The organism is Arthrobacter ulcerisalmonis (genome assembly GCF_900609065.1).
GTDB classification, from domain to species: Bacteria; Actinomycetota; Actinomycetes; order Actinomycetales; family Micrococcaceae; genus Arthrobacter; species Arthrobacter ulcerisalmonis.
The window spans coordinates 1-11,444 of the sequence record NZ_UXAU01000050.1; the positions used below are offsets into that span (position 1 = coordinate 1).

At 64.6% G+C, this 11,444-nt stretch carries 10 protein-coding genes and 1 pseudogene; 4 read left to right on the forward strand and 7 right to left on the reverse strand.

Annotated features, from left to right (window positions below; translation table 11 throughout):
- Window positions 1–487, reverse strand: a pseudogene (locus PSET11_RS16440) (hypothetical protein); the annotation flags it as partial.
- A gap of 335 nt (window positions 488–822) precedes the next feature.
- Between PSET11_RS16440 and PSET11_RS16445 the strand changes: the two are divergent.
- From PSET11_RS16445 to PSET11_RS16455, 3 genes are all read left to right on the forward strand, one after another.
- Window positions 823–1,485: a DUF1684 domain-containing protein gene (locus PSET11_RS16445; protein WP_124093391.1), complete on the forward strand. Its 663-nt coding sequence runs from the start codon at window positions 823–825 to the stop codon at window positions 1,483–1,485.
- Window positions 1,486–1,585: 100 nt separating this feature from the next.
- Window positions 1,586–2,443, forward strand: coding sequence for a fumarylacetoacetate hydrolase family protein (locus PSET11_RS16450; RefSeq protein WP_124093392.1), 858 nt, complete (start codon window positions 1,586–1,588; stop codon window positions 2,441–2,443).
- A 12-nt stretch (window positions 2,444–2,455) separates the two neighbouring features.
- The gene (locus PSET11_RS16455) at window positions 2,456–3,022 is read left to right on the forward strand and encodes a GtrA family protein (RefSeq protein ID WP_345788833.1); all 567 of its coding nucleotides are present in this window, start codon (window positions 2,456–2,458) and stop codon (window positions 3,020–3,022) included.
- 41 nt (window positions 3,023–3,063) lie between these two features.
- On the opposite strand, the gene PSET11_RS16460 is transcribed toward PSET11_RS16455, so the two are convergent.
- From PSET11_RS16460 to PSET11_RS16485, 6 genes are all read right to left on the reverse strand, one after another.
- Window positions 3,064–4,221: a cysteine desulfurase family protein gene (locus PSET11_RS16460; protein ID WP_124093393.1), complete on the reverse strand. Its 1,158-nt coding sequence runs from the start codon at window positions 4,219–4,221 to the stop codon at window positions 3,064–3,066.
- 7 nt (window positions 4,222–4,228) lie between these two features.
- On the reverse strand, window positions 4,229–5,113 hold the full coding sequence (nadC, locus tag PSET11_RS16465) for a carboxylating nicotinate-nucleotide diphosphorylase (RefSeq protein ID WP_124093394.1): 885 nt from the start codon (window positions 5,111–5,113) through the stop codon (window positions 4,229–4,231).
- Window positions 5,106–6,953 (reverse strand): L-aspartate oxidase, encoded by a 1,848-nt coding sequence (gene nadB, locus PSET11_RS16470; RefSeq protein ID WP_124093395.1) that lies wholly within the window; start codon window positions 6,951–6,953, stop codon window positions 5,106–5,108. The genes nadC and nadB overlap by 8 nt, the downstream gene beginning before the upstream one ends.
- 27 nt (window positions 6,954–6,980) lie before the next feature.
- A complete protein-coding gene (gene nadA / locus PSET11_RS16475) occupies window positions 6,981–8,285 on the reverse strand; it encodes a quinolinate synthase NadA (RefSeq protein WP_124093396.1) in 1,305 nt (434 codons plus the stop codon).
- Entirely contained in the window at window positions 8,282–8,992 is a 711-nt protein-coding gene (locus PSET11_RS16480; RefSeq protein WP_124093397.1) for an NUDIX hydrolase, read from the reverse strand. The genes nadA and PSET11_RS16480 overlap by 4 nt, the downstream gene beginning before the upstream one ends.
- A 237-nt stretch (window positions 8,993–9,229) precedes the next feature.
- Window positions 9,230–9,703 carry an Lrp/AsnC family transcriptional regulator gene (locus PSET11_RS16485; RefSeq protein WP_124093398.1) on the reverse strand — a complete coding sequence of 158 codons (474 nt, stop codon included), beginning with the start codon at window positions 9,701–9,703 and terminating at the stop codon, window positions 9,230–9,232.
- 250 nt (window positions 9,704–9,953) lie between these two features.
- On the opposite strand from PSET11_RS16485, the gene PSET11_RS16490 reads away from it, so the two are divergent.
- Window positions 9,954–11,258 carry an amino acid permease gene (locus PSET11_RS16490; protein ID WP_238989207.1) on the forward strand — a complete coding sequence of 435 codons (1,305 nt, stop codon included), beginning with the start codon at window positions 9,954–9,956 and terminating at the stop codon, window positions 11,256–11,258.
- Window positions 11,259–11,444: the final 186 nt, after the last annotated feature.

Genomic DNA, 11,444 nt, shown 5'->3' on the forward strand with positions numbered 1-11,444 from the left:
ACCTCGTCAACGCCTGCGCCTCACACAACAGCGCGGACGCGGCCCGCTCGCCGATCGTCAACACACACGCGACCTCAGAGACCACACACATCCCCACCGCAGAGGACCCGCGCCCGGTCCCGTTTGCTGAGGGTGGGGTGAGCATATCGGCGGCCTCCGCGTACGCCGCGACCAGACGGACCTTCGCCGCCGCCGTAGCAGCCTCCACCCGCGCCAGCACCTCCAGGCCGGATAAACACGAATCAGCGAAATCCCGCAACGGATCATCACCGTCGAAAGCGCCGGCGACAGAAGAACCAGCACGGGCAACAGCGCCATCAGCGCCAGAGTCACTAGCGTCGGCGGTAGAACGGGTGTTGGTGGTGCTGAGCGTGCCGGCCGGGCCGGACACGACGCCAGAAAGTTGGTCGACCAGGACAGCAATCGACGCCACAGCAGAGCGAATATCAGCCCCACCACCAGCACCGACAACAACCCCGTTACCCATACCTCAATTATAGAAAAGGGGCACGACAATTTCAGGCCAAACCCAACATCCAGCCCAAAAAATTCACCCATCAGAACCTTGTACGCACCCTAGCTCAGGCCAAATCATCCAGCTCCCGAAACGGGGATAAGCCGGAACACCAGGGCGGGCTTTAAGCGTACGATTCGGAGCCACCAGCGCCGTCGTCGGCTCCCCCAGCCTCCCCGAACACACCCCCGCACCCGCGCCATAACCGGCAGCCCAGACCCACGAGGCTGCGAAGGGTAGGCGCGGCCACACGCCGCGAGTGGCGGCGTCGGACCCTATCGTCGGTTCCTGGCACTAGGCTGTGAAGTATGGCGGAAGATCAGCACGGCACATCCGAAGAGTCCCTCGTCAACATGTCAGCTTTGGACATCGCCGACTGGCGTCTGCGAACTTTCGCCCTCTACGACAACGTTCGCCGCTTGGCCGCTGATAGTCCCGCGGAGGCGCACTCATACTGGCGCCACCAGCGAGACCTCATGTTTGCAACGCACCCAGCGTCGCCCCTGACCCCAGAAGCCAAGTCGCACTTTTCGGGTCTCAAGACGGCTGATTATGATCCCATTTACCGCTTCTACGTCCCCCTCACCAAAGAGGGCGCAGGCCGTGAAATCACCATGGAAACGGGAACCGATGGCGTGGTGAACTTCGTCCGGCTGGGAACCTTCGACCTCCCGGAATTGGGCCAACTGGCGGTCTGGAAAGTCCAGGGCTATGGCGGTGGGATCTTCGTCCCCTTCCGAGACGCCACCGCTGGAGTGCCCGGCGGCAGCTATGGCGCTGGAAGGTATTTACTGGACACCATCAAGGGCTCGTTCCACGGCGTTAGTGGCAACGCCTCAGATGCCAACTATGTCCTGGATTTCAATTTCGCGTACAACCCTTCGTGCGCGTATAACGAGGCATGGGCATGCCCTCTTGCCGGTCCATCCAACCGGCTGGCCGTGGACATCCCCGTCGGCGAGCTCGCGTAGGTACTTCACCCCCGCGCCATAGTCCACTCCCTCGGATAGTCGAAGAATTTCGATACCCCGTTGAGTGACCGAGCCCACTCAGAGGACGTAGGATATCCTCATGACTGTCCTCCCCCGCCGTATCGCTCGCGTCCGCCCCCACGATTCAGCCAGCAACGATGAGCACTTCTTCGTGGCCAGCGATGCCGCCACGAGCGATGATACCTCCGGCCAGACCTGGACCGTCACCGGTTCGCCTTTCACCGGGTCACGCGCCAATGCCTCCAGCCCGTTCCGTGCTGGCTGGCAAGTCGGGAGCACCGTCACGGAAGACTCCTTCAGGTTCCTTGCCCCCAGTGTCCCGGCAAACGTCTTGGGCCTGGCGCACAACACCGGCGCCCCGGGCCGGGCCTTGCCTACGCAGGCTTTTCACAAGGCCAGCACCAGCGTGGTTGGCCCCGGCGACGCCATCGAAATAGCCCAGGGCATGACGCACGTGGACCCAGAGGCGGAACTGACAATCGTCATCGGGACGGAGGCCCGCGGCTTGACACTCGAGAATGCACGGAGCGCAGTCCTCGGGTTCACCATTGGAAACGATGTCACCTGCCGCGACCTGCAAAAGTCCGACGAGCTGTGGATCAGCGCCAAGAGTCAGGACACGTTCACTCCGGCTGGGCCGTGGATCGCCGTCGGGTTGGATGACGCGGACCTCGGCATCAGCATCGTGCACAACGGCAAGTCCCTCGCCCCTGCTAGCACTGCTGATCTTGGCTGGAACGTGGATGAAATCCTGGTCTACGCCTCAGCCTTCATGACCCTGCACCCCGGCGACCTGATCCTGACGGGTTTTCCGGCAGAAACAGCCGCACTATCCCCCGGTGATAACGTCGTTTGCCGCATTGAGGGGATCGGTGAACTAGCCAATCCGGTGGTCGAGTCGCCATGGCCCGGTGCAGGAGTCGCCCCCAAGGTGTGACAGGCTAGTCGGATGGAGCCACCCATTGCCCCTGCGGAAGAGACCGCGGCGCAACCCGCGATGTCGGTTGTGTCCGCAGGCGCAGCCGCCACCGAGGTTGGCGTTACGCTCGCCCCCAGCGCAGGTTCGGCGACCAGCTCTCAGGGTCGGCGGCGGCCCACCACCAGGTTCCTGCGTTTCCCGATCGTCCGTCAACTCATCCGATTCTCCGGCGTTGGCGTGATCTGCACGCTGGCGTCCTTGGGTCTGTACGCTTTGCTGCGCCCTTGGTTGGGACCACAACTCGCCAACGCGACGGCACTGATCGTCACCTCACTCCTGAACACCGCACTGAACAGGCGCCTGACGTTCAAGATCACGGGTAGCCGCCGCCGGGCTCGCGACCACGTCAGCGGCTTGGTTGTCATCCTCGTCGCCCTAGTGATCACCGGTGGCAGCTTGGGTGTGTTGCACGCCGTCCGTCCAGAAGCCACCGTCACCGAGGAATTGTGGACCACCACGCTGTCCGGATTCCTCGCCACCGCCGTGCGCTTCACCATGTTGCGGCACTGGATATTCCGCCGTGCACGGCACGTCTAACGGGCCGACTCACAGGGACGCACGACGGCGGCCCTCACCGGTCACTGCCGACCCAACTTCTGGACGCTCACGACGGCGGCCCGCACTGCTTCTGCAGCCTGCTGCAGTTCGTCAGCGCTCACCGTCGAATCGAAGCTGAACCGCACAGCCGTGTGGGCAACTTCTTCAGTGATTCCCATGGCCAACAGCACCGGAGACGCGGCATCCGCCCCTGCCGCGCAGGCCGATCCGCTGGAGCAGACGATCTCCAGGCGCTCAAGCTCCAGCAGCACCGATTCACCGCTGGTGCCTGGGAAACAAAATGATGCCACCGACGGCAATCGATATTGAGGATGCCCCGTCAACAACGCCCCCGGGACGCCAGACAGGACGGCACCGATAAAGCGGTCCCGCATAGCAGCTACCCGTTCCAACTGTGCCGGTTGGGCAGCAGCGGAGAGCGTGAGTGCTGTCGCGAATCCGATGGCCGCCGCAACGTTCTCCGTCCCGGACCGCCGGCCGCGTTCCTGGCCACCACCGTGAACCAGGGGCTCGATAGGTGTCCGGCCGCGGACAAACAGAACCCCGCAGCCTTTCGGTGCACCAAGTTTGTGCCCGGAAAGGCTCAGCGCGTCAACGCCCAAGGCTTTCGTATTCAGCGGCAGCCAACCTCCCGCTTGGACGGCGTCGGTGTGGAACGGCACTCCCTGCGCGTTGGCCACCGCCGCCAGGGCAGAGATGTCCTGCACCGTGCCCACCTCGTTGTTGGCGTACATGATGCTGGCGACGGCAGTGCCCGGGCGCAGTGCGGCCTCGAACGCCGCAACGGTGACCCGGCCGTCGTCGTCCACGGGCACCACGTCCACGGTGAATCCGTGGAACCGGGCGAGGTAGAGGGCGGATTCCATCACGGCCGGGTGCTCAATGGTACTGATCAGCACCCTATTGAGCATTGGATTAGTTGCTTGCCTGGCCAACGCGATTCCCTTGACTGCCAGGTTGTCCGCCTCGGTTCCACCGGAGGTAAACGTCACCTCGCCCGGTCTGCAACCCAGCACTTTGGCTACCGCCGCCCGTGCCCCCGTCAATGCCGTTGCCGCCGTTTCGCCCAAGCTGTGATGGCTGGACGGGTTGCCGAAGTCCCCCGTCAAATAGGGCCACATCGTTTCGAGTACCTCGCGGCGAACCGGCGTGGTAGCAGCAGCATCGAGGAAAATCATGATCGATTCAGTGTTCTCCCGGCGCCAAGTCCAGGGTCACGTCGAGGCCTAGATCCAGCGCGATCACCGAGTGAGTCAGCGCTCCGACGGAAATGATGTCCACCCCGGCAGCCGCTATATCAGCCACGGTGCTGAGGTTGACGTTGCCACTGGCCTCCACCAGTGCCCTGCCGGCCACCTGCGCCACACCGGCGCGCAGATCCGCAAGCGTGAAGTTGTCCAGCATGATCGTGTCCACGCCCGCGGCCAGGACAGGTTCGATCTGGTCCGTCCTGTCGACCTCGACCTCAAAGTGCGTGGTGTGGCCGAGTTGCGCCTTGGCTGCAGTCAACAGGGACGTGAGCTTGGCGGCGTCGCCGCCGGTCATGACCGCCAAGTGGTTGTCCTTGGCCAGCACCGCATCCGACAGGCTGTATCGGTGGTTTGCACCGCCGCCACACCGAACCGCATAGCGCTCCACAACGCGCAGGCCGGGAGTGGTTTTGCGCGTGTCGGTGATGCGCGCCTTGGTGCCATGCACCAAAGCAACGAACTCTGCGGTTTTGGTGGCGATCGCACTCATCCGTTGCGCCAGGTTCAGGCCGACGCGTTCGGCCATCAGCACCGAACGCGCGGTGCCGGTGACGCGCGCCAGGTGCGTGCCGGCGTCGAACGTTTCCCCGTCAGTCACCAGCAACTCGACCTCGGTGTCTGGATCCACCAACTTCATGGCGTCGCGGAAGACCGTACCGCCGCTGAAAACGCCAGGGACACGCGCATTCAGGACCGCTGTGGCGTGTGCGTCGGCGGGGATCAGCACCTGCGACGTGATGTCGCCGCTCGGTGCATCCTCCGCAAACGCCCGCTCCAGAATGTCCCGGACGGGCGCTGCGGGGAGAATCAGGCTAGTCATTGACGAGACTCGCTTTCCGGCTCATGGTGTAACGCTGGTCAAAAGGTTCGACGGCGACTGAGGCACTGCCGCTGTCGCCGCGGTAATGCGCGCCCAGGGAATCGCGCCGCTGCTGGGCGGCATGGACCAGCAATTGCGCGGCCAACAACAGGTTGACGTCCTCATGAACGCGCGGATCCAGCGCATCCGGCACGTCCTCGGAAGGCACGACGGCGGCCCACGCTGCAAGCGCGAGGCCAGCCTCCCGCAACAACTCACCGCTGCGCAACACCCCGGCCTTGGCCGTCATCAACCGCCGCAAGGCAACTCGGGAAAACGTCACAGGCTCGGCTGGCGTCGCACCAAACCCGGGCCCGCCAGCCAGCGGCGAAGCAGCGTCGGCAACAGGACTCAGCCCGCCGGCCAACGGCGCTCCCGAAGTGAGCGTCAAGGGGAGGCCGCCCGCGGCCGAGACAGCGAACGGAGGAGCACCGGTGGCCGGCACCAAGGGAGCTCCGGAAGTGAGCGTCAAGGGGAGGCCGCCCGCGGCCGAGACAGCGAACGGAGGAGTACCGGTGGCCGGCACCAAGGGAGCTCCACCCAGGAAGCTCTCGACAGCGCGTCGCCCGAAGACAAGCCCTTCGAGGAGTGAGTTGCTGGCCAGTCGGTTGGCACCTTGGACGCCGGTGCAGGCAACTTCGCCGGCGGCAAGGAGGCCGGGAACGGTGGTCCGTCCGGAAAGGTCGGTGACCACTCCACCCATCCAGTAGTGTGCGGCGGGGGCCACAGGGATGAGTTCGCGGGTCCAATCAACGCCGGCGTCGCGAGTTCTGGCGGTGATGGTGGGGAACCGTTTGGCCAGGAATCCCTTACCTCGTTGCGCCTCGAGGACGCGCGCATCCAGGAACACGTGTCCGTTGAGGTCGCCCAGAGCGGCCAGGTGAAGGGCGATACTCCGGGAGACGACGTCGCGCGGTGCCAGCTCAGCGTCTGGATGGTACGCAGGCATGAACCGATCACCATTCGCGTCCACCAGGATGGCGCCTTCGCCGCGGACGGCCTCGGAAATGAGGAGCGGCTGCTGGTTGCCCTCCGCCTCAGGCACCTCACCCGCCCGGACCATGGCCGTGGGATGGAACTGGAAGAACTCGAGATCGGCCACGTCCGCGCCGGCACGCCATGCCAGCGCCAAGCCGTCGGCGGTGGCAACAGAGGGATTGGTGGTGAGCGCGAAGAGTTGCCCGGCTCCCCCGGTGGCAAGCAGGACGGCGTCCGCGTGGAGAATCAACTCCCGGCCCTGGTGCACGTAGCTGACGCCAACCACCCGGCCGGAATCTTGGCACAGCGCGGTGACCTGCGCGTGCCCGATCACCTGGATCCTTCCTGCCGACTGGAAATCCGAAACGGTCCTGATCAGTGCCTTGGCGACACCTGCGCCGGTGGCGTCGCCACCGGCGTGCAGGATCCGCGGCGCCGAGTGGGCCGCTTCCAGACCCAAGGCGGGATCGCCGTCGTCGTCCATGTCAAAGTGCACGCCGAAGCGGACCAGGCCGGCAATGTCCAGGCGGGCCTCCGTGCAAAGGATGCGGACGGCCTCCGCTTTGCAGTGCCCCGCGCCAGCTTTGAGCGTGTCCGCGATGTGCGCAGCAACCGTGTCCCCCGGCGCAGGTTCGGCCAAAACGGCCGAAATGCCGCCCTGCGCCAGATAGGTGTTGCTGTCCGCGAGCGCGCCCTTGGTCAGGAGCACCACCTCGGCGCCCGCTTCCGCAGCGAGCAGCGCAGAATACAGGCCGGCAATACCGCTGCCGACGACAATCAGCCGCTGGGTGCGCGGCTGGGAGCCAGGCTTCACTGCAGTCATGGTGGGCTCGATTCGGGGGGGGAAGGGTCAGATTGGGCGTGCGGCCAGCATGCGCTCCAGCGCAATCTTGGCGTTGTCCTGCACGGCGGCGTCTACCGTGATGCGGTTGACGATGCGCCCTGCCACCAGTTCCTCCAGCACCCAAGCGAGGTAGCCGGGGTGGATTCGGTACATGGTGGAACATGGGCAGATGACGGGGTCTAGGCAGAAAATGGTGTGTTGCGGGTACTCGGCGGCAAGCCGATTGACCATATTGATTTCCGTGCCGATGGCGAACGTGGTGGGTTCGGTTGCGGCGGCGATGGCCTTCTGGATGAAGTCCGTGGAGCCCGCAGAATCAGCTGCGTCCACCACCTCCATGGGGCATTCGGGGTGCACGATCACGTTGACGCCCGGGAAGTCCAGCCGGGCCTTCTCGATCTGGCCCACGTTGAAGCGCTTGTGGACCGAGCAGAAGCCGTGCCAGAGGATCACGCGGGAATCGAGCAAGCTTTGTTCGTCGTTGCCGCCAAGTTCCTTGCGCGGGTTCCACATGGGCATCTGCTCGAGCGGCACACCGAGGGACTTGGCGGTGTTGCGGCCCAGGTGCTGGTCCGGGAAGAACAGCACCCGCTGGCCACGCTCGAAGGCCCATTCCAGCACAACTTTCGCATTGGACGAGGTGCAGACAATGCCGCCGTTACGGCCGCAGAAAGCCTTCAGGGCTGCGGAGGAATTCATGTAGGTGACGGGGATGATGGGGACCCGGCCGTCGTCGTCGGGGTCCTTGCCGAAAATCTCTGTGAGCTGCTCCCAGCATTCCTCCACGGAATCCTCGTCGGCCATGTCGGCCATGGAACAGCCGGCGGCGAGGTTGGGCAGGATGACCGCCTGCTCTGGGGTGGACAGTACGTCCGCCGTCTCCGCCATGAAGTGCACGCCGCAGAAAATGATGGCTTCAGCGTCCGGTTTGGTGAGTGCTGCGTTGGCGAGCTGGAAGGAGTCGCCCAGGAAGTCGGCGTACTGCACCACCTCATCGCGCTGGTAGAAGTGGCCCAGGATGACGGCGCGATCGCCCAGCGTGGCTTTGGCGGCGCGGATGCGGACGTCCAGCTCTTCGTCGCTTGCGCGCTTGTACTCGTCGGGAAGCTGGCCTTGGCGGGGCGTCTCCGGCGGCGCAACATCTGCGCTGGACGCGCCGGGACCGTAGGCGGGCTTGCCAGCTAGCGCCTCGGCCAGGTCATAGTCCCAGGGGCCCTTGGCCAGTGCCGGGCTGCAGGTACTGCCGTTGGCAGTACCCTGCTCGGCTTGTTCGCGCGTAATCAGCTGGATTGCTGTGTTGACGCTGCTCATGGTGTGCTCCTGTTGTCTTGGTCAAGGCCGGGCCGGCCGGTGAAGCGGTAGAGGCGTGGCGGGCGGTGCTTGCCGCCTTGGAGGTACTCTCCGGTTTCCTGGATTTCCGGAGTGGACTTGAGTTGCCGGCGGAAGTTGGCCGGGTCGAGTTGCCGGTCCAGGACGGCTTCGTAGACTTCACGGACCTGAGCCAACGTGAAGTACTCGCCCAGCAGGTGATACGCCACTGAGCCATAAGCCAACTTGTTGCGCAGCCGGAAGAGGGCGTAATCCACGATCGAGTTGTGATCGAAGGCCAGCTCGCCAAGGCGGTCTGCGCGGAACCACCGCACATTCTCCGACTCGTCCGCGAGCGCCGCTTCTGTAGGTTGCACCAGAGCCCAGTAGACAATCGAGACCACCCTCTGGGTGGGTGATCGGTGCAGGCCGCCGAACGCATAGAGCTGCTCAAGATAGTTGGGCGCCAGTCCAGTAGTCTCGCGCAGGTTCTGGGCTGCCGCGTCCTGGAGGGATTCGGCGTGACTGAGTGGGCCTCCGGGCAACGCCCACTGGTCCCGGTACGGTTCCCGGATGCGACGCACCAGCGGCAGCCACAGGGTGGGGCGTCCAGAACTGGCGCTGGGCCGGAGGGCGAAGATGACCGTAGAAATGGCGAGTGCCGGCGGCGCTGCCTGCCGTTCCGAAACGTTTGCCGAACTGACGTACATGCTGACACCGCCTCTTTGCTGTTTCTTTAGTTAGAGTCACTTTGACTAGAACTAATGGTACGCCTGGAGTTGGGAAATCCGAAATGTTTCAGCATGCGGCCGCGAACGGACTACCGCGGACTCAACTCCCTGACCACCGAGGCGGTCAGGCCCGCTCTGCCCAGCGGGGATAGCTGCTCGGGCTGGTGTCCAGGTCAACGCCGCGCAGCCTGCTGACCAGCGTCACGTCACTTCCCTTCAGGAGGCCGTTGCCGCAGCTTCGAGGAGATTCAGTGTCCTGCCCTCGAAATGGGTGTTGAGCACAATGACAGACGAGGCGCGCGTGACAGTGCGGGTAGCGATCATGGCGTCCAGGACGCGTTGCAGATCGGGGTTGGAGCGGGCGGCAAGGCGAGCCATGAGGTCCGAGCTGCCAGAGACCGTGTGGACCTCGATAATTTCGGGGATGGCCGCGAGTGCTGCCGCAACGGCGTCGTGCCCCACATCCTGGTTGATGGTCAGCGAGCAGAAAGCCACCACCGGGAAGCCGAATTTGGCGGGATCCGGTTGCGGCACCCACGCGCCGATGATCCCGGTCGCGGTCATCCTGTCCAACCGCGCCTGGACGGTGGCCCGGGCCACGGCAAGGATCCGCGAGGCTTCAAGCACGGACGCCCTGGGACTGTCAGTGAAGAACCGCACAATTTTTGCATCGAGGGCGTCGACACTCATCTATTTCTCCTTTGAACCAGCGGCCAGGTACCGACAGTTTGTTTGATGATTCAGCAAAGCGGCTGGCAACCTGCGTCTATCGTTTCACGCGTGGCGGTCAGCAGCAGCCCTTTCTGGCGGTAAATTCAGAGTGGCCCAAATCAGCCGCCGCCACCGCAACCTAAGGAAGGGTGCCATGACCGTCGCGTCCCAGCCGGCCCATCCCCCAGCCCGCTTGGGCCACACCATGAAGCCCCGCCAACTCACCATGATGGGCCTCGGCAGTGCCATCGGGGCGGGGTTGTTCCTTGGCTCCGGCGCTGGCATCCAGGCCGCTGGCCCCGCCGTATTGATCTCCTACCTGGTGGCCGGGACGCTCATCATCCTGGTGATGTGGGCGCTCGGCGAAATGGCTGCCGCGAGTCCCAACAGCGGCGCGTTCTCCGTGTACGCAGAGCGTGCGCTGGGCAAGACTGCGGGCGCCACCATCGGCTGGCTGTGGTGGCTCCAACTGGTGGTGGTCATTGCGGCCGAGGCCCTGGGTGCTGCGGCGCTGCTGTTCTCGATTTGGCCGGTAATTCCCGTCTGGCTGCTCTCGCTGATCTTCATGGTGGTGTTTACCGCGATCAACCTCACTGGCGTGCGGAACTTCGGCGAGTTTGAGTTCTGGTTCGCCATCCTCAAGGTCGTGGCCATCGTGCTGTTCCTTCTGATCGGCGCAGCCCTTCTCCTCGGCTTCCTGCCGGCAGTACCGTCCCCCGGATTCGCCAACCTGACCACCGATTTCGCCCCAGCCGGTTTGGGCGGCATCGCAGCGGCCCTCTTTGTGGTCATCTTCGCTTTTGGCGGGACGGAGATCGTGTCAGTGGCAGCCGCCGAGACGGAAGATCCCGAACGGAGCGTGGGCAAGGCGATCCGCACGGTGGTGTGGCGCATCCTGGTCTTCTACATTGGCTCCGTCTTCGTCATTGCCGCCGTGCTGCCCGCCTCCTCGGAGGCCCTCGCCTCGCCCTTCGCCGGCGTCCTCGACGCCGCGCGCATCCCTGGTGCGTCGACGGCGATTACCCTGGTGGCCGTCGTCGCGCTTCTCTCGGCGTTGAACGCGAACCTCTACGGCGCCTCGCGCATGGTGTACTCGCTGGCGGACCGCGGCGAGGCGCCGCGCTTCCTGGCGCGGCTGCTCGGCCCCGGCGTCCCGATGGCCGCCGTGGGTGTTTCCGTAGCGTTCGGCTTCATCGCCACCGTGCTGGAACTGCTGTTTCCCGAGCGGATCCTGCCCGCACTGTTCCAACTGGTGGGGTCCACGTGCCTGGTGGTCTGGGGAAGCGCGTTGGTGTCGCAACTGATCCTCCGCCGACGCGCCGATAACGCCGGGCTACGACTTCCACTGCGGATGCTTGGCTTCCCCTGGCTGACGATCCTGGGCTTGGTCCTGCTGGCAACGATCTTCGGCGTCGGTCTGAGCGAGGAGAGCAGCCGGGTCCAACTACTGAGCACGTTTGCGCTGATCGCGGCCATCGCTGCGGCGTGCTGGGTGGGTGCCCGGCTCTCCGCCCGCGCCGGGCAGCCCAAGTAGGTAGCGCCAACTGCAGTTTTGAGGGGTCAAAACTGCAGTTACCCTCTTTGCCAGGCTGGTTGTGAGTCATTCGCTGATTAGTGAGGAGGCCTGGTGATGACTGGGACGCCGGGGTATACGCGGGAGCAGATCCGTGAGTTTGTGCATGATTATGGTCGCCAGCGGCATGGGACGAGGGGCGCGTGG